Source organism: Solitalea koreensis (assembly GCF_900182575.1).
Taxonomy (GTDB): domain Bacteria; phylum Bacteroidota; class Bacteroidia; order Sphingobacteriales; family Sphingobacteriaceae; genus Solitalea; species Solitalea koreensis.
In genome coordinates, this window is record NZ_FXSZ01000012.1 from 18,341 (window position 1) to 36,168 (window position 17,828).

Sequence of the window (17,828 nt, forward strand, 5' to 3'; positions counted from 1 at the left end):
ATCAATGAAGAAGCGAATGTTGGAATTGAATGGTTGGCAGATGAACACTCATTCTCTCACTCAATTCTTCTCTCATTCAATCATTTTATTATTTTTGCAGAAATTTAACATGAACATGGAAACTAAAACAGATAAACAAGTAATGCTATTGGCAGTTGGTGTAGTGTTAGGCCTTATTGGTACTTTTTCACGCTTTATCGTTGACTCGTCATTGTCATCAACCATAGCAAATATCATTTTGGTTGCAGGTGTAGTAGTAAGTTGTATAGCTGTTAACGGTATTATCACACCTAATGAAAAGCAATAATTTGTTTTTCTGCAGATAATCGTATTATAACTTTTACCTCATCTGAAAAGGTGAGGTATTTTTTTTTATGCAGATGATGGATCTGAGCCAACTAAAACATGAAGCCAATAACCGTAAGAAGGCCAATAAGAAATACTTCGACCGGTTGAAAAATAAAAAGCCGAAAGAGGTTGATGATGCTTTTCATGCCCTTCACGAAGAGGTTTTTGCAGAGGTGGATTGCTTGAAATGTGGTAACTGCTGCAGAACAACCGGGCCATTGTTCACACAAAAAGATATTGAGCGTTTGGCAGGGCATTTTCGTATCCGGCCTGCAGCGTTTGTTGATCGGTATTTGCGAATCGATGAGGATAACGATTATGTACTGCAATCAGTTCCATGTCCGTTTTTGGGAGCCGATAATTACTGCTCTGTCTATGAAGATCGGCCGAAAGCATGTCGTGAATACCCGCATACAGATCGCAAACAAATGCACCAAATTTTGAACCTTACCTTAAAGAATATTCCCATTTGCCCTGCGGTTTTTGAGGTGGTGGAACGGATGAAGAGGAACTTCCCTGCATAAGAGAAGTCCCTGCTAATTATCCGTTGTGTTTGTTTTATGAAAAAAAGTTAGGCAATAAGATGTCTTCAAATTTGTAAAAACCAGGCTCTTTATCCGTTAAGTTTTGAGCGATGAATATTGCACCGTTACCAAATGCTTCTCTGGAGATCGATTCATGTACCAACCTGACTGTTTGGTACGGAAAACCAAAGATTACCTCGTGTTTACCCACGATCCCGCCTGCTCTAATAGAACTAATATCATCATTGTTTATTTCCAGATAATCAGCAATTTTAACAGCAGTTCCTGATACATCTTCTTTCGTTTTAAAATGTTCTTCAATAATAGCAATGTCAACAAATGGAGCTATTTTTTTTAAAAACTTACTCGCAAACATTAAAAAGTTTACTCCCAGGGTGATGTTTGGCGACCAAAAAACGGTTGTTTGCTCTGAAAGTGATTTTAGGAAAACCATTTCTTTTTCCTGATAATGTGAAATGGCAGATATGATTTTTATTCCTCTTTCTTTTGCCTCCTGACCATAAATGTACAATCCTAGATCTGATGAAAAGTCAATTATAAAATCCACCGGATGTTGGTCCAGCAATTCAGATATAGTAATGTTTTGCAATGAAAAAATATGTCCCGGATCCTCTGATTCTGTCCCTAAAAATTCTGAAACAGACCTGCTTTCCAGTTTCGTGCTTTTTCTTAAAACCCACTCTAAAGAGAATTCTGTATTTTGAAGAATTACACTTGCTACTGCTTTTCCTGTTTTCCCAAATCCAATAAGTCCTACCTTCATATAGCGTTTTTTTTAAATAAAAAAATTTGATTATAACCCTTAACAGAAAAGTAAGGATGTGCCCGAAAGTTGCAAAAATAGGCTTTTGGGCCTGAAATGCTAATTCACTGCCCCGGTAAGGTCAACGAACCAGCTCCAATTGAGGTAATGATTACTTTGAAAACCGCCTTTAAGTTACCTGAATTTAATTTTTTGAATTAGAAAATGATTTAAGATAAAATTCAAATTTCTTGACTGTCTTTTCATTTTGCTTACCTTTGCCCCGAATTTGAAAAAGGCATTCTCCATATTAATTCTCATTTGCTTGCTAACCCAAACGTTTAGTAAATGGGTTATTTATGCCGAGTACCAAGCCAATAAAAGTTTTATTGAAAAATACCTTTGCGAGAACAAAAATAGACCCGAACTCGCTTGTCATGGTCAGTGCTATTTGATGAAGAAATTGAAGAAGGATGCACAAGAAGAACAAGGTAAAACGGGAACTTCACGAGATAAATTCGAAACACAGGTTTTTACTCAAACAGCGTATTCTTCTCCTTTTGCGAGTGCCTATTTTGAACTTAACGTACAACCCAAATACCTGATTATTGGTTCAATCAGTTCGTGTTATACTGATATTTTTCACCCTCCACAAGTAGCTTAACATTACTTTCTTTTTCAGGTACACGTTTTAGCATATCATGGAATTTCTATGTGCTTTGTGTATCCAATCAATTTTTTAAACAGTTTAAATTTAGTGTCATCCCTAGGTTCGAGGGATCCACTGGTAAATAGCTTTGTTTAAACAGATGCTTCGTGCCTCAGCATGACAAGCATTTGTTGATGAGGTCTGTTAGTCGTTTTTTATGAAAAAACTATATATCATTATCATATTAACTTTTGTGGCTCTTAATACCTGGGCACAAACAACGGTTAAAGGAAAAATTTTCGATGCTATAACTAAGGAACCACTTGCAGGAGCCAGCATTTTTGTTGAAAACAGCAATGAAGGGACTCATAGCAATTCAATGGGCGCATTTAATTTTACAACCCATTTCACTATTGAAAAAGTTCAAGTTGCTTTTGCCGGTTACCAATCTGTTACGGTGACTCTTACCGGAAAAGAGCTTTCGATCGCACTTTCGCCAACAAGTAATCGCATACAAGAGGTGGTGGTTACCGCTAGTCGTGAAGTTCAATTACGACGTGAGGCTCCCATTGCAATCAGTAAAATAAGCTCAAAACAAATTGAAGAAACCAAACCTACCATTATCAACGAATTGATTAATAAGGTTCCGGGGGTGATAATGACCAATTTAACTAATGAGCAACACATGATGGCAATACGCCAGCCGATGACCACAAGCCCTTATTTTTTATACATGGAAGATGGAATTCCTATTCGTCCGGTAGGTGTATTTAATCACAATGCTCTTTTGGAGATGAATATGTATTCCTTGAATTCAGTAGAAGTTATAAAGGGCCCATCTTCTTCATTATACGGCAGCGAAGCTAATGGTGGTGCAGTTAACTTCATCACGCTTAAACCTTCGGCTATTCCAACTGTGCGTATAGGTATTCAACGTGATAATTTCGGCTATGTACGCACTCAGTTTAGCGGAGGTAGTTATGTGAATCAAAATCTTGGTTTTGTGGCAAGCGGGTTTGTTGCCCAACAACGCAACAGTTGGTTAACCTACAGTGATTACAACAAGTACGGCTTTAACTTACGCACTGATTACCGGATTAATGATCGCTCAAAACTGATTTTAGCTGGTTCAATCGATAAGTACAGAACTGAAATGACCGGATCGGTTGATAGTAGCGGATTTTATAATCGCAAGTATCAGTCAAACAATGAGTTCACTTTTAGAAATGTAAATGCCTTGCGTATACGTTTAACACATGAATTTGAGATCAATAAAAACTCGGAGCTGGTTACTTCTTTATATATCCGTAATAATGATATTGAACAACTGCCAAGTTATGCCATTAAAAAAGACTTGAATAATCCTACAATTGCACACGGCCAACACAATGATAATGCATTTAAAAGCATTGGTTTTGTTTCGCAGAATAGCACTAAACTTAAGTTTCTTAATTCGAAACTTATTACAGGCCTTTCTTATGATTATTCGCCTAATACTTATTGGGCAAGTTATGTTAGCATTACTCGTGATACAAAAACAGGTTTTTATCCATCAGCGGTTGAACATCCTGACTCAGTGCTAGCCAACTATAAAGCCAATATTGCGAATCTGGGTGCTTATTTTCAATATGAGTTTTCTCCGGTTCAACGATTGAAAATAGTGTTGGGTGGCCGTTATGATAACATCCGTTATAATTTTGATAATTATCTGCCCTCAACAGCTTTTACCGGCGCTCCGGATTCAAAAAATAGCTTTGATAGTTTTACACCCAAAGTCGGACTAACCTACAACTTTAATCCCGATTTAGGTGCCTATGCAAATTATAGCCGTGGTTTTTGTCCGCCAAGTGTAAATCAATTATACAGTGGCGTCAAAGTTCCTTCATTGCAACCTTCAAAATTTGATAACTATGAAATTGGTGGTTGGGCAACCGTATTAAAAAAATGGCTATACGTTGATTTCAGTTTCTACCAAATGAATGGTTTTAACGAAGTGGTATCGTACCGTTTGGTTGATAATTCAACTGAATCACGAAACTCTGGTAAAACCTTGCATAGAGGAATTGAGTACAGCTTGAATTTCACGCCAAACAATCAATTAAGTTTTCGTTTCGGAGGTTCAAATGTTGTTCATCAGTATGTGAACTATGAAGTAAGCTCAACCCTAAACTATAATGGTAAAGAAATGCCTCAAGCGCCTCATTTTATTGCAAATGCTGAAATCACGTATCGTCCTAGCTTTTTAAAGGGATTTCGTGTGGCTACTGAATGGCAACGAATCAGTTCTTATTTCTTAGATAATGGTAACACTCAACGTTATAATGATCGTACCTTATTTGGTTTAAAGGGAGTGAGTACGATGAATTTTCGCGCTGGTTACAATCTGAAAGGGATTGAAATCTTTGGTAATCTCATGAATGTAAGTAATGAGCTATATGCAAACAATGCAACTTTAGGAGCATTTGGAAAAAGTTTTACACCGGCTTCGCCAAGAACATTAACCATCGGATTAACCTATCAGTTTAGGGGCCGCCAGAATCAATAAAAAATGATCAAAAGAAATATTTACAAATGGCATCGTAGTCTGAGCATTCTTATAGCCTTACCGGTTATCATGTGGACGATCAGTGGCATCATGCACCCATTGATGACTACGATAAAACCGAAAATCAAGAACCAGTTTCTGTATGCTAAGCCCATTGACAGTGCATCATTAGCAATTGGAATTGATAAGGTATTACTGCAAAATCAGATAAAGGCGATCAGTAATTTCAGGATCGTACAGATGAATGAAGCTTCTTTTTATCAAGTAAAGCTTAAGCATGATGCTGTGCTACATTATTTTAATGCTAAAACTGGTCAGGAGCTTAAAAGTGGCGATCAATATTATGCTGATCAGCTGGCGGCAAAGTTATTGGGTGATGATCAATCAAAAATAACTTCAACCCAGTTTGTCCAATCGTTTGATAAGGAATACGTGGAGATCAATCGGTTGTTACCTGTTTACAAAGTGAGTTTTGACAGAAATGATGGTATTCGCTTATATGTCGACACCTCTTCAGATCGTTTGGGGCTTGCCATGGATAATAAAAGAGCGATTTTTAATAGCTTTTTTCGCAATTTTCATAGTTGGGAGTTTTTGCATTTCTTCGGGAGCTTTCGTTTGTTCGTTTTGGGGGCATTAGCATCGATTGCTTTTTTAACGGTTATTATGGGGATCTATATTTCCAGGATTACCAAAGCTAAAACAGCTGCGAATAGCCAGGTGAAATACCGCCGTTGGCACCGTCGGGTTGCTGTAAGTATTTCAATTACTACATTGATGTTCACTTCTAGCGGAGCCTATCATGCTTTAAAAAAAATAGAGCCTGATACAAGAGCGGATTATTTTATGGATGATACCTTCAATGCGGAAGATTTAGCTTTTAGTAAGTCAGCTTTTTTTGCCAAAGGAGGAGTTGTAAATGTTTCTTTAGTGAAGATGGAGGATCAAAATTTTCTGCGTGTAAGTGATAATGGTAAGCAGAGGGAAGACTGCTGTGAGAAAATGAATATGGCCTCTGAAATGATGGGCATGAAAGGCAAAGGTTTTAAATCATCAGTTCATTACTACTCACTGCCTGAGCTTAACGAGCTGAAAAATGGTGACGCAATCTATGCAAATTATATGGCAGCTCGATTTAGTGGGAATGATGCTTCAAAATTTGTATCATCCAGTCCGGTCACAAATTTTGAAGGGGAATATGGTTTTGTAAATAAACGATTGCCTGTAATGAAAGTGCAATTCAATACCAATCACAATGAAAGGTTCTATGTAGAAACGTCTACCGGAAAGCTATCAACTCGTATTGATGATGAAGATTTACACGAAGGTTTAAGTTTTGCCATGTTGCATAAATTTCACTTTACCGATGCCCTGGGCAAAACCACCAGAGATGTGATAACGATCATTGCAGCTTTCGGAAATTTACTTGCAACTCTTTTAGGCTGTACTTTATTGGTGTTTTTCTATTTAAAGAAGAAGAAAAAAGTGATAGCAAACTAAAAGAAAATGAGCGGAGTCGAAGGCTTTTTACCAATTCGACTTCGCTCATCATGATCCATGATCGATGTGCAATTACTGAACATACATTCCTTATTTTTTCAGAACTTTAATCATGTGATTGGTGGATACCGTAAATCCTTGGGTAGACCAAAACTCTAAGGCGGTATGGTTTTTTGCAGAAACTTGTAATTCGAGATGATCTGCGCCTTTCTTAATCAACCAGTCTTCAGCTTCTTTAAATAACAAATTTCCAATACCGTATCCTCTGTATTTTTCGCTGATTATGGTTTCAGCGATATAGCCTTTTTTGTGAAGCAGGAAAGCTTCAGTTCCTGTTGAAAAACTAGTAATCATCATTCCGGCAACATTATTGTCAACGGTGCACACAAATATTTTTGTATCAGCTTGTGCAAAACGGGTTTTCAAATTGGATATAATTGAATCTTTTGGATGGTCAGTGATTTTAAAGATGAGATGATGGTCCTTGTGAATTTTAATCAGTTCAATCCAAAGTTCGTATAAGCGTTCAAGATCTTCCAGGTTCGCTTCTCTGATTTTTGTATCCATAAGTTCTCGAGTTATATTACAATTTAACAGTTACAATCAATAAAATGAAGCAGTGTTATAGAAACAGAAGCGGAGGCTTGTCGTAGCCTCCGCTTAGTTCACAAGTAAATGTTTGAAATCAATTATTCACTTCTATTGAACTTTTAAAACCAAAATTCTATCATCTCCTGCCATTGGCGTTCCTCTGCCATCCTGATTACTCGTAGCAATCCATAAATCGCCATTTGGAGCTTCTCTTACATCGCGTAAACGTCCATACTGGTTTTCTAAATGACGTTCTATTCTTAGTACTTTACGATTATTAGCAGGATCAAATACCACCCGGTATAAGCTTTGTCCTCTTAGTCCTGTAAAAACGGCTGAACCCTTCCATTTGCCTTGGGTAATAAAGATGATGCCGCCAGGGGCCCAGGTGTAATTATCTCCGCTATAAATCAGAGGGTTTTGCATTCCGGCAGCAGTAAGAGTTCCATATATAGTAGGCCATCCATAATTTTTACCAGGTTCAATCAAGTTCAATTCATCACGGCAGCAGGCTGGTGTTCCAGATGGTCCATGCTCGGTGGAAAACAATAGATTGCTGCCCGGTTGCCAGGCCAAACCTTGAGGGTTTCGATGACCATAACTATAGACATATGAATTAGAGAAAGGGTTGTCCGTCGGAATACTGCCATCTGAATTCAGTCGTAAAATCTTACCATTAAGAGAAGCTTTGTTTTGGGCTTCAGAAGGTTGATTGGCATCGCCAACACTCCAATACAATTTTCTATCCGGTCCGAACTTAACAGCGCCGCCATCGTGTATGGAGTTTGCGCTCACATTGTCGATCAGGATTTTATCTTCAATTCCTTTTTGAGCAGCATCTTCTTTTAATCGAACTAACCTTATGCTAAACTTTCCGGAGGCGTTGGTATAGGCATAGGCTACATATACATATTTATTGGTACTAAAATCAGGGTCGGCAGAAATGCCCATTAAACCTGATTCACCATTTTCTTTAACTATTGAAGTTAAATCCATCCATAGAGTGGGAGAGAGCGTGCCATTAGTAATAACACGAATCCTTCCTGGTCGTTCGGTTACTAGAACTCTACCGTCAGGCAGTGCCGCCATTTCCCAGGGAGTATCAAGGCCTGTTGCAAGAGTTGATACGATGAGTGTATAGGTGGTGTCAATTGGATTTATTGTAGTGTCAATTGGATTTATCGTAGTATCAATTGGATTTGTTGCAGTATCAGTTGGCTTTGTTGTTACAACTGTATCTGTTGGATTTATAGCATCCGTATCGATACTATCCTTTTTACATGTTGCCATCGTTAGTATGGCCAATAAAAAAAATAGCTTTTTCATAACGCCAAGTTTTATTCTAAAAAATGGCGCAAAAAGTGAGCAAAAAAATCTAAAACTGTATTTCAGGCTTGATAGGGCCATTTTAATACAGTTTTCGATTCTAACTTTTTGTTAAAGTAAGAATAAGGGGATTTTATTACTCAATTAAGCTAAAAGACTGGCGGCTCCAATTAATGCTGCTTCTTCGCCAAGGATAGCTTTTTGGATTTTAATGTCCTTTGAAACACTTTCGATTTCTTTAGTCGCAGGATCAATAAATAGCGGCCAGGCATTGGCGATATTACCACCAATAACGATGACCTCTGGATTATATTTCAGAACCAAAGGTTTTAGAAATTCGCCTAAAGCTGATCCAAATTCGTCAAAAACCAGTTTTGCCGTTTTGTCAATTTGAATTAAAGAACTTAATTCTTTTACATCGGCTACATTACGGCCGGATAAATCATAATATCTTTTTAAAAACCAACGTGTTGAAATGTAGTCTTCGGCAACTCCGTTACGAAAAGGAGAACACCATAGTTCAGCATCTTTCGAATCATCATTGATCATTATGGCAGAACCGAGTCCTGTTCCTAACGTGATTCCGATTGAATTATGGGTGCCTTTTGCTGCGCCGTTAAATACTTCTCCTAGCAAAAAACAAGCAGCGTCATTCTTGAAAAATAGTTGGCCGGGCTGAATGTTGAGTCGTTGTGCTAAGTGCTCACGAAGGTTTAATTGATAGAGAGAAATATATTTCTTCTGATTCTCATCGTTAATAAGGCTAATCCCATTTTCATAATCAAATGGTCCCGGCATGGCAACACCTAAGCCTTTCACATTTTCTTTCCCGACCGTATTCATAGAAGCTTGTATGCATTCTGTCCATACCAATAAAATATGCTCAGCCTTGCCTTGTGAATTTACACGCATTCGGAATAGACTTTCCGGGAATATTTCCCCTGTTTCCAAGTTAATTGCTGCGCTTGTAATATGTGAACCACCAATATCTACACCTATTCCGTATTCTGATTGTTTTGTCATGTTTAATTTTAATGTATAAAAGGTTGCTATCTAATAGCTATAATTCTCTTTTCATGCTGACTTTGATAACAGGCTTCAATAAGCTCTATCCCAAGTAATGCATCTTGAGGTTCAATAGGTGCTTTTTTGCCTTCCCGAATTGACTCATATAAAGCATTATAAAAGTCCATATAATTTGAGGGAGGAGTTTTGAGGTGTTTGCGAACTTGTTTTCCGTTGATTTCAGCGTTTAATAATCCCCATTGCTTTTTGGGCTCAATACCATAACCTTCGTCAGTAGGTAACATGCCAGCTTTTAGGGAATCTTCTTGTAGGTTCATTCTGTTTTTACGGAAAGAACCCATCGTTCCATTAAGCACATATCCGGGCCCTTCTTCTTTTACCAGCATACTGCTTCGAAGCCTTAAACGGAAGCGAGGATAAAAGAACAGAACATCAAAATAATCATCAATTAATGAGTTGTCTCGGGTTGTTCGAATATCAGCGAAAACGGTTTCCGGCTTTCCAAACAATACAAGTGCCTGGTCAAAAATATGAGTGCCTAATTCATAAAGTAAACCTGATCCCGGTCCGATTAATTCCTTGTGTTTTTTTACATTAAGCGTACGGCGGTATCGTTCAAAACGAAATTCAGCATCAACTAAACGGCCCAAAACTCCATTGTCGATAACCTCTTTGATTATTTTAAAATCACCGTCCCAGCGTCGGTTATGAAATACGGTGAGAACTTTATGCCGTACTTTGGCCAAATTAATAAGCTCATTTCCTTCTTCTACAGAATTTGAAAATGGTTTTTCAATAAGTACATGTTTACCCGCTTTTAATGCTCTTGCTGCAAAATCGAAATGGGTATTGTTGGGTGTATTTACAACAATAAGTTCCAATTCCGGATCATCAAAGAGCTCCTGTACATCCTTATAATGTTTAATTGACGGATATTTTGCAATAGCCCGATCAGAATGACGTTCAACCACAGCATGAAGCTCAAACCCTTCTGAGCATGAGATTAAGGGTGCATGAAATACTTCGCCTGAAGAGCCAAATGAACAAAGTCCGGTTTTTATAGGGGTAATCATGTTGTTGTGCTGTATTATCAAAAATAAAAAAGAAGAGCAAAGGGAGTCTAAGGTGAAACTGGAATTATTTTTTACGTGGTTTTGCCGGAAAATGCTTGAAAATTTTTTCAATCGCTTTTTGTAAGCGTTCATCTAATTTTCTGGTTTTTGCAAGCGCATTTCCTGATTTTCCAGACCAAATAATCTTACGGGTTTGTAAATCAATGGTTTCAATTAATAAAGTGCCTTCCTCATACTCAACTGAATGATCGGCTAACGCAGAGTATTCAGGACTCACATTTATATACATACCTGGAAAGTCATTTTTCTTATACCTTTTATTAAAATCAATGCCTCTTTTTATTGGGCTGTTGTATTTATACCCATTTTTATTTTGAACCATGGTGTAACAGCGAATCAACAAATCGGGATTTTGAGTATCGATCATCATCCCGTGAGCATTAAGCTGCGTGTTGGAATAAACAAACACAGACTTAATCAACTTTTTTCTGTCGATAGCAGAGTTTTTGATGGTATCAGTAGGGGGGAGCCATGCATAGCTTTTATAAGTAGAAAAATCAGCTTTTAGGTGTTTGTCGGTTGAAATTTGATAAGATGTACAACCTGTTGTAACAATTAGTAAAACAAGAAGTGTACTATTTCTCATGCTTAATTTAGACCTTTTTTCTGAAGTAATTATTCGTGAGTTAATAGCTTTAAAAGGCAGTCATGAATGTTTTGCATTTTGCTTTTTAATGCCTATCAATTCCGATAATTATCGGGACGCCATTAACGTTCACGCCCGTGGCCGAGTTTCGGTCTTCGGGTTTTTCATGCTGAAAATAATGTAATAAATGCAATTGTACAAATGAATCAATTAATGGGCCACTTATATATTGATTGTGAGTACAAAATGAATTACGGTTTGGACCAAGGTAAAGTGATTATTTAAGGAAAAGGTTTTTACATTTGCACGGTGAAGTACCTGTTGTACATATGGACTTTTTGGGTAATGGTTTTATCAGTTACTCCTTGTTGTGCTTGGGATCATTGTGATTCTGAGGATACTGTGACGACTATTAAAGGAAATGATAAAAAATCTCACACCAATGACGAAACAGGCAAAGGAACTTGTTCTCCATTTTTCGCCTGTTCATCGTGTAGTGGTTTTGTAACTAATGCCGCTGTAAGTATTATAATTGAGCTGCCTTCCATTAATCCGGTACCTCTTTTAGTGAAATACATTAACCATTACAGTCTTCAACGTTCTAATCCCATCTGGCAACCACCTCAATTAAGCTAATTCCATAGTTTAATTTCTAAGATCCATTGGATCAATTCTATCGTTTTAACTTTTCATTTTATGAGGAAGATATTTATTTTATTGCTGCTCATGGGCATGAGCAATTTACTTTACGCGCAAAATTCTCTGAGAATTACTATACGCTCAGCTGAAAAGAACGAACCATTGGCAGGAGTGACAACTTTGATTAAAGGTTTAAATCGTTCTGCATATTCAGATCATGAAGGTATATTAATCTTGAAAAACGTCCCCTCCGGCAAACAAATACTGGAGTTCAAATTATTAGGCTTCAAATCAAAAATCGACACCGTTGTTGTTTCAGAAAATAAAACTACCGAACATAAAGTAGTACTTAATCCAGAGCAGGAAGAAATTGAAGAAGTCGTTGTAAGCACAACGCGACGCAGCCGTAGTATCTCTGACTTGCCTACACGTGTAGAGGCAATTAGTGGTGAGGAGCTCGCTGAAAAGGCCAATATGAAGCCGGGAAGTATTCAAATGTTGTTGGCTGAGAGTACAGGTATCCAGGTGCAACAAACTTCTGCTACTTCGGCTAATGCAACCATCAGAATTCAGGGTATGGACGGCCGATATACGCAATTACTTAAAGACGGTTTTCCGGTTTACTCAGGGTTTGCCAGCGGGTTAAGCATAATGCAAATTCCACCACTCGACCTTAGTCAGGTGGAAGTAATAAAAGGATCGGCTTCAACCTTGTATGGCGGCGGAGCCATTGCAGGTTTGGTGAATATGATCAGCCGACGGCCAGAAGCTGAACCTGAATATAGTTTTATGTTTAACGGAACTTCGGCTAAAGGTTTTGACGCAAGCGGGTTTTATGCGAGTCAATATGGTAAAACCGGTGTTACAACCTATGCGGCCGTTAATCTTCAAAAAGCGTATGATCCATCAAATACCGGATTTTCTGCTATTCCCCAATTCAGCCGTTTTACAATTAACCCAAGGCTTTACCAACGCTTATCGTCTAACCAGAAACTAATGGTGGGGATCGATGCTTCTACAGAAAATCGCCTGGGTGGTTATATGAATTATATTTCCGGAGATAGGAATGAGAGCAGTTATTATGAACGTAATCTGTCAAAACGGATAGGGAGTCAATTATGTTACGATAATTCGCTAAAAGGAAATACCCATCTTCAAATCAAAAATGCTTTTAGTTGGTTTGATCGCAGTATCGACTATCGTGATCATCAGTTTTATGGCAATCAGTTGTTAAGTTTTTCGGAATTGACTTTAGCGGGAACCACCAAGGGTATGGATTGGGTAACAGGTTTGAACTTATCAACCGAAAAATTCAATCAGCAAAAAATACAATCAGGTTCAAAACTTAATATGCATCAGATTTCGACTGGGGGTTTTGTTCAGAATACTATAAAGTTTAAAGATTGGTTTAGTTTAGAAGGAGGCTTGCGTACGGATGTAGTGAACTGGAGAAGCATTTATCATGAACAACGCACCGAAGTTTTTGTACTGCCAAGAGTTTCTGCTTTTTTCCGTATGGCTCAATATTTAACATCAAGGTTAGGCGGTGGTTTAGGTTATAAAACACCAACTATATTTACTGAAGATGCTGAAAAAATTGGATTCAGAAATCTCAATCCAATTGATCCGTCAAAAGTCAAATCCGAACACTCCTATGGATTGAACTGTGATTTTAATTATCGAGGTATTATTGCTGATAAGATCACTGTATCGCTCAACCAATTGTTCTATTATACCTATCTAAATAATCCATTAGTTCTTTCTGATTCATCAGGAATTGGCTCTTTTTCATATGCTAATGCCAACGGACATATTGATAGTCGTGGTTTCGAAACAAATTTAAAATTGGGTTACAATGAGTTGAAATTGTTTTTAGGCTATAGTTTTACAGATGCAAAAGATCATTTTAATGCTATTCAAGTAATAAAAAAGCTTACCCCAAAACATCGCATTAATACTGTTTTGATGTATGAAAAAGAAGGGAGCTTCAGAATGGGTTTAGAAGCTTATTATTTCAGTGAGCAGTTACTCAACAATGGTAATAAAGGGCAACCTTATTGGGTTTGCGGTTTTATGGCCGAAAAGAAATTCTCACATTTTGGTTTATTTATCAACTTCGAAAACTTTACCGATATCCGCCAGACTAAATTTAGTACGGTTTATTCAGGAACGCCTGATGCTCCTGTTTTTGCAGATGTTTACGCACCTTTAGATGGTTTTGTGGTAAACGGAGGGGCTAAGCTTAGTTTTTAATAAGTAAATCAGATAAAACACAGCCCTGCTTTTTTGCAACGGCTGTGTTTTATTATTTACTGTTTTATTCTAATTTCCATACTTTTGATTCCACTCAGTCCGCGGTTAAATAGTTTTCAGGCTGACGACCGTGACGCTCAATTGTGCCATACTGAGTGAGTCGAAGCTGTATCGTCAAAGTATTTTTCTAATTTTGCCCCTCATGTTAAATGATCACCATCCCATTCCTGTTACTATACTCACGGGCTTTTTAGGCGCCGGAAAAACTACTTTGCTTAATCATCTCATCAAACAAAATCCTGAAGTTAAAATTGCGATTCTGGAGAATGAGTTCGGAGAAATCGGTATTGACAGTGAACTGGTAACGAGTACCAGCGATGATATTTTTGAACTTTCCAACGGTTGCATTTGCTGTTCAATGAATGGGGAGTTCGGTGAGGTGCTTCAGCGTTTGATGCAAATGGATAAAAAGTTCGATCATTTGGTGATAGAAACTACCGGCATTGCTGATCCTGCTGCTGTTGCCGCTGCATTTATAGGCGATAATCTGATTCAATCGAATTTCAGGCTGGATAGTGTAATCTGTTTGGTGGATGTGCAAAATGTTGAAGCTATGTTGAAGGATAGGGAAGAAGGGAGTAAACAGATCGCTTTTTCGGATTTGATTGTTATTAATAAAGCGGATACCGCAACAGAAGATCAACTTCAATCGATTGTTGCGACCATAAAAAAAGTTAACCCTTTTGCTGATTGTGTGCAAGCTGAATTTGGCGCCCAAACCCAATATGATCTTCTTAATCTTGGTTCGTACAAAGTGCGCGAAGTGGAAAATAGAATGCGTTTTGTGGCCATGAATCACGAAAATGTGCACAATGAAATCGTTTCGCACAGTTTTACATTCGAACAGCCCTTTGATCTGCTTAAATTCAGACACTGGTTAAATGTTCTGTTGATGATTCAGGGAGAAAGTTTTTACAGGGTGAAAGGCGTGTTGAATTTCGAAGGAATGGATGAGCGCTGTATTGTTCAATCGGTGAGAAATAACGCGGCGATTACCTTAGGAACGGATTGGCAGGATGGCATGGTTCGAACCAGCAAAATAGTTTTTATCGGTAAAAAACTGCGCCGTGATATTATTGAAAAAGGACTTAAAAACTGCCTAAGCACGATTTCATTTATATAGTTTGAGCAATCTCGTAAAGTTTATTCACTGTTTTCCAGTTGCGGGTGGTAGCGGTCACCTTCAGTTTGTTTTCAAAAAAGGTGTTGTTTAATTTAGTGTTCCCGTAACCCTCCGGGCACGATAGGTAAACTGTTTTACCCGAAATAATAAACCGATCGGGTTCATAATTGATATTCTTTAGCTTTTCCAAATTGTCTGATTTGGGCTGTTCAGTTAGGAACGTAACGTGGAGTTTATCCGGATCGACATCTTTCTGATTAAGAAAAGGATTTTCTTCTACTACTTTCTGAAGTTCACTCACCGTTAGTGTTAATACCGGCACATGAAAATCAAATTGTTCAAAAATCTTTTGTTCAATCCGCATCGAGAGGTCATTGCTCTGCTCGCTTTTAAAAACGACGTTTCCGCTTTGAATGTAAGTTTGAACGGTTTTGAAATTTAAATCCTCGTACAAAGCTTTTAACTCTGCCATCGGAACTTTTTTATGCCCGCTTACATTGATGCCTCGTAAAATTGAGATGATGGTTTCCATAAAGTAAGTTCAATAAAAAACAAAGAATAGTGAGGCTGACTCAAGCTAAGCTTTATTCAGAACTACGAAGTCACCCTGTGGAAGACTTCGTAGAACGGGGGGTTATTGCTCATCAAAAAAATCTTCGTCAACCTGTTTAATTTCGTAAGTCGTTTTTACTTGTATTCCAACATTAAATTGATGCATTAAGTCAACCAACTTTTTTCCATCAATGCAAATGATTTTGTGATGTGCAGAGCGAGCTTTCTCCAAAGCCTTATTATCAAAATCTGAAGTAGTGACAAACACCCCTTTATTAGTGTCGCCACTCATCGCTCCAATGAAATTCCTAATATCGGTCTCTCTTACTTTACCATCATTAAATCTTTTAGCCTGAATATAAATTTTATCCAAGCCTAGTTGGTCTTCATTAATAATTCCATCTATTCCGCCGTCTCCTGATTTGGCTGTTTCAATGAATTCTCCATATCCCATTTTTTTAAGAAGCCTTAAAACAACCTTTTCGAAAAAGTATGGGTTAGTTCCCTTGAGTTTAGCTAATAATTCAGTTTTTACATCATCGTCAATTCTCTTGAAACCTTCGTCAATTAAGTCCTGTGGAGATGAAACGTTAGTTTCAGAAATTGTATTTGTGTTAGATTTTGCAGTTTCTTGTTTATAAAAGTCAAAAAGCGAAGATTCATTTTCCAAGTCTCTTACATTCAAACTCGCAGAATGGTTTTTGCCCTTTTCTGTTGTTTGCACATAACCTCTTTCAGGAAAAAAAACATAACCACCCTTTTTTAAATAGGATTTCCCCCAAGCTATTCTATTGTCGATAAGCAAATCACCTGATTTTGTTTCTTGTCTCAGTTGTTCCTCGGATAGTTCAGAGTAAAATCTTGCCTTTACTTCGTCTATTAGGTCACGGGTTTTATAGATTTTACCTGTCTTTAAAGTTTCCAGTATTGGTAAAAATGTTTCGTCAAACTTAGGGATGTCCATATCTATTTGGATGTTGCGTTAAATAGTAATAAAAGCAGGTTGTCCTAAAAAACTCACTATAGATTTTTACCTTTCGCTTAAAAAACACTGGATCTCCAAAGTGTTAAGCTTTTCGCGTCACTTTGATGGTTTCCATGATACTTTTGAGAAACAGCCTACTGTTTAAATTTTTGAATTCTTATTGCGTAACCAATGATCGGCTAAAACGAGTGCCGTCATGGCCTCCACGATAGGAACCGCTCTAGGGACTACGCATGGATCATGCCGGCCTTTGCCATGCAGTTCAACCGCATTGCCATCTTTATCGACCGTAGCCTGACCTTGCATAATGGTGGCCACCGGTTTAAAAGCGACATTGAAAAAAATATCCTGTCCGTTGGAGATTCCTCCCTGAATACCTCCTGAGTAATTAGTTTTGGTAGAAAAATCGGTTTCAAAAAGATCATTGTGTTCAGAACCTAGCATGCTGGCGCCATCGAACCCAGATCCGTATTCGAAACCATGTACAGCATTGATGCTAAGCATGGCTTTGCCCAAATCGGCATGGAGCTTATCAAAAACCGGTTCACCTAATCCAACCGGAACTTTTTTAGCCACGCAGGTAATCACTCCGCCAACGGTATCTCCGGCTTTACGCACCTGATCAATGTATTGAATCATTTGCTCGGCCATTTCAGGGTCAGCGCAACGCAGAATGTTGTTTTCGGCAGATGCTAAATCAAGCTCTTGATAAGTCTTGTCGAGTTTCATTTTTCCTACACGACTAACATAGGCGTTAATTTCAATACCGGCTACTTGCTTTAAGAACATTTTGGCTACCGCACCGGCTGCTACGCGAGCGGCCGTTTCGCGGGCAGATGACCGTCCGCCACCGCGATGGTCGCGAATGCCGTATTTAGCCTGATAGGTATAATCGGCATGCGAAGGACGGAAAGCGCCAACGTTATGGTCGTAATCTTTTGAGCGTTGATCTTCATTCGGAATCAAAAAAGTAATAGGCGTACCCGTTGATTTTCCTTCAAATGTTCCGGATAGAATTTGTGCTGTATCCGACTCTTTGCGTTGGGTCGTGATCTTTGATTGGCCGGGTTTACGGCGATCAAGATCTGATTGAACTTGATTTAAGTCAATATTCAAGCCTGCCGGACAGCCATCAATAATGACTCCGATTGCAACTCCATGTGATTCACCAAAAGTGCTTATTTTAAATGCTTGTCCGAATGTATTTCCAGCCATTTTTTAGTAT

The 17,828-nt window shown here is 38.1% G+C and carries 17 protein-coding genes; 8 read left to right on the plus strand and 9 right to left on the minus strand.

Annotated elements, in window-relative coordinates:
- Positions 1 to 4: 4 nt before the first annotated feature.
- Together FN756_RS13340 and FN756_RS13345 are read left to right on the plus strand one after the other, a co-directional pair.
- Positions 5 to 307: a hypothetical protein gene (locus FN756_RS13340; RefSeq protein ID WP_142604611.1), complete on the plus strand. Its 303-nt coding sequence runs from the start codon at positions 5 to 7 to the stop codon at positions 305 to 307.
- A gap of 73 nt (positions 308 to 380) precedes the next feature.
- A complete protein-coding gene (locus tag FN756_RS13345) occupies positions 381 to 872 on the plus strand; it encodes a YkgJ family cysteine cluster protein (RefSeq protein ID WP_142604612.1) in 492 nt (163 codons plus the stop codon).
- Positions 873 to 906: 34 nt separating this feature from the next.
- On the opposite strand, the gene FN756_RS13350 is transcribed toward FN756_RS13345, so the two are convergent.
- Positions 907 to 1,656 carry a 4-hydroxy-tetrahydrodipicolinate reductase gene (locus tag FN756_RS13350; RefSeq protein ID WP_142604613.1) on the minus strand — a complete coding sequence of 250 codons (750 nt, stop codon included), beginning with the start codon at positions 1,654 to 1,656 and terminating at the stop codon, positions 907 to 909.
- 268 nt (positions 1,657 to 1,924) lie between these two features.
- On the opposite strand from FN756_RS13350, the gene FN756_RS13355 reads away from it, so the two are divergent.
- From FN756_RS13355 to FN756_RS13365, 3 genes are all read left to right on the plus strand, one after another.
- Positions 1,925 to 2,299: a hypothetical protein gene (locus FN756_RS13355; protein WP_142604614.1), complete on the plus strand. Its 375-nt coding sequence runs from the start codon at positions 1,925 to 1,927 to the stop codon at positions 2,297 to 2,299.
- Between the two features lie 202 nt (positions 2,300 to 2,501).
- Entirely contained in the window at positions 2,502 to 4,829 is a 2,328-nt protein-coding gene (locus FN756_RS13360) for a TonB-dependent receptor (RefSeq protein ID WP_142604615.1), read from the plus strand.
- A gap of 3 nt (positions 4,830 to 4,832) precedes the next feature.
- The gene (locus FN756_RS13365; RefSeq protein WP_142604616.1) at positions 4,833 to 6,329 is read left to right on the plus strand and encodes a PepSY domain-containing protein; all 1,497 of its coding nucleotides are present in this window, start codon (positions 4,833 to 4,835) and stop codon (positions 6,327 to 6,329) included.
- 90 nt (positions 6,330 to 6,419) lie between these two features.
- Here FN756_RS13365 and FN756_RS13370 read toward each other — a convergent pair whose 3' ends face one another.
- The 5 genes from FN756_RS13370 to FN756_RS13390 all read right to left on the minus strand — a co-directional run bounded on the left by FN756_RS13370 (position 6,420) and on the right by FN756_RS13390 (position 10,991).
- The gene (locus tag FN756_RS13370; protein ID WP_142604617.1) at positions 6,420 to 6,896 is read right to left on the minus strand and encodes a GNAT family N-acetyltransferase; all 477 of its coding nucleotides are present in this window, start codon (positions 6,894 to 6,896) and stop codon (positions 6,420 to 6,422) included.
- A gap of 132 nt (positions 6,897 to 7,028) precedes the next feature.
- Positions 7,029 to 8,246, minus strand: a complete 1,218-nt coding sequence (locus FN756_RS13375; RefSeq protein WP_185955289.1) for a PQQ-dependent sugar dehydrogenase — start codon at positions 8,244 to 8,246, stop codon at positions 7,029 to 7,031.
- Positions 8,247 to 8,390: 144 nt separating this feature from the next.
- Positions 8,391 to 9,269, minus strand: coding sequence for an ROK family protein (locus FN756_RS13380; protein ID WP_142604619.1), 879 nt, complete (start codon positions 9,267 to 9,269; stop codon positions 8,391 to 8,393).
- A gap of 26 nt (positions 9,270 to 9,295) precedes the next feature.
- Positions 9,296 to 10,345 carry a Gfo/Idh/MocA family oxidoreductase gene (locus FN756_RS13385; protein WP_185955290.1) on the minus strand — a complete coding sequence of 350 codons (1,050 nt, stop codon included), beginning with the start codon at positions 10,343 to 10,345 and terminating at the stop codon, positions 9,296 to 9,298.
- A gap of 64 nt (positions 10,346 to 10,409) precedes the next feature.
- On the minus strand, positions 10,410 to 10,991 hold the full coding sequence (locus tag FN756_RS13390; protein WP_142604621.1) for a DUF4136 domain-containing protein: 582 nt from the start codon (positions 10,989 to 10,991) through the stop codon (positions 10,410 to 10,412).
- 309 nt (positions 10,992 to 11,300) lie between these two features.
- On the opposite strand from FN756_RS13390, the gene FN756_RS13395 reads away from it, so the two are divergent.
- From FN756_RS13395 to FN756_RS13405, 3 genes are all read left to right on the plus strand, one after another.
- Complete coding sequence (locus tag FN756_RS13395) at positions 11,301 to 11,627, plus strand: hypothetical protein (protein ID WP_185955291.1); 327 nt, start codon at positions 11,301 to 11,303, stop codon at positions 11,625 to 11,627.
- 60 nt (positions 11,628 to 11,687) lie between these two features.
- Positions 11,688 to 13,883 (plus strand): TonB-dependent receptor, encoded by a 2,196-nt coding sequence (locus tag FN756_RS13400; protein WP_142604623.1) that lies wholly within the window; start codon positions 11,688 to 11,690, stop codon positions 13,881 to 13,883.
- A gap of 202 nt (positions 13,884 to 14,085) precedes the next feature.
- A complete protein-coding gene (locus tag FN756_RS13405; RefSeq protein WP_142604624.1) occupies positions 14,086 to 15,066 on the plus strand; it encodes a CobW family GTP-binding protein in 981 nt (326 codons plus the stop codon).
- Here FN756_RS13405 and FN756_RS13410 read toward each other — a convergent pair.
- From FN756_RS13410 to aroC, 3 genes are all read right to left on the minus strand, one after another.
- Positions 15,059 to 15,598, minus strand: a complete 540-nt coding sequence (locus FN756_RS13410; RefSeq protein WP_142604625.1) for a DUF1697 domain-containing protein — start codon at positions 15,596 to 15,598, stop codon at positions 15,059 to 15,061. The genes FN756_RS13405 and FN756_RS13410 overlap by 8 nt on opposite strands.
- Before the next feature lie 102 nt (positions 15,599 to 15,700).
- Complete coding sequence (locus FN756_RS13415) at positions 15,701 to 16,582, minus strand: restriction endonuclease (RefSeq protein WP_142604626.1); 882 nt, start codon at positions 16,580 to 16,582, stop codon at positions 15,701 to 15,703.
- A 162-nt stretch (positions 16,583 to 16,744) separates the two neighbouring features.
- Positions 16,745 to 17,818, minus strand: coding sequence for a chorismate synthase (gene aroC, locus FN756_RS13420; protein ID WP_142604627.1), 1,074 nt, complete (start codon positions 17,816 to 17,818; stop codon positions 16,745 to 16,747).
- Between the last annotated feature and the right edge of the window lie 10 nt (positions 17,819 to 17,828).

Bases quoted from the DNA above. Each gene is read 5' to 3' on its own strand.
- FN756_RS13385 (WP_185955290.1), bottom strand. From the start codon at position 10,345: ATGATTACCCCTATAAAAACCGGACTTTGTTCATTTGGCTCTTCAGGC.
- FN756_RS13400 (WP_142604623.1), top strand. From the start codon at position 11,688: ATGAGGAAGATATTTATTTTATTGCTGCTCATGGGCATGAGCAATTTA.
- FN756_RS13370 (WP_142604617.1), bottom strand. From the start codon at position 6,896: ATGGATACAAAAATCAGAGAAGCGAACCTGGAAGATCTTGAACGCTTA.
- FN756_RS13390 (WP_142604621.1), bottom strand. From the start codon at position 10,991: ATGAGAAATAGTACACTTCTTGTTTTACTAATTGTTACAACAGGTTGT.
- FN756_RS13360 (WP_142604615.1), top strand. From the start codon at position 2,502: ATGAAAAAACTATATATCATTATCATATTAACTTTTGTGGCTCTTAAT.
- FN756_RS13405 (WP_142604624.1), top strand. From the start codon at position 14,086: ATGTTAAATGATCACCATCCCATTCCTGTTACTATACTCACGGGCTTT.
- FN756_RS13350 (WP_142604613.1), bottom strand. From the start codon at position 1,656: ATGAAGGTAGGACTTATTGGATTTGGGAAAACAGGAAAAGCAGTAGCA.
- aroC (WP_142604627.1), bottom strand. From the start codon at position 17,818: ATGGCTGGAAATACATTCGGACAAGCATTTAAAATAAGCACTTTTGGT.
- FN756_RS13345 (WP_142604612.1), top strand. From the start codon at position 381: ATGATGGATCTGAGCCAACTAAAACATGAAGCCAATAACCGTAAGAAG.
- FN756_RS13340 (WP_142604611.1), top strand. From the start codon at position 5: ATGAAGAAGCGAATGTTGGAATTGAATGGTTGGCAGATGAACACTCAT.
- FN756_RS13375 (WP_185955289.1), bottom strand. From the start codon at position 8,246: ATGAAAAAGCTATTTTTTTTATTGGCCATACTAACGATGGCAACATGT.
- FN756_RS13415 (WP_142604626.1), bottom strand. From the start codon at position 16,582: ATGGACATCCCTAAGTTTGACGAAACATTTTTACCAATACTGGAAACT.
- FN756_RS13410 (WP_142604625.1), bottom strand. From the start codon at position 15,598: ATGGAAACCATCATCTCAATTTTACGAGGCATCAATGTAAGCGGGCAT.
- FN756_RS13365 (WP_142604616.1), top strand. From the start codon at position 4,833: ATGATCAAAAGAAATATTTACAAATGGCATCGTAGTCTGAGCATTCTT.
- FN756_RS13380 (WP_142604619.1), bottom strand. From the start codon at position 9,269: ATGACAAAACAATCAGAATACGGAATAGGTGTAGATATTGGTGGTTCA.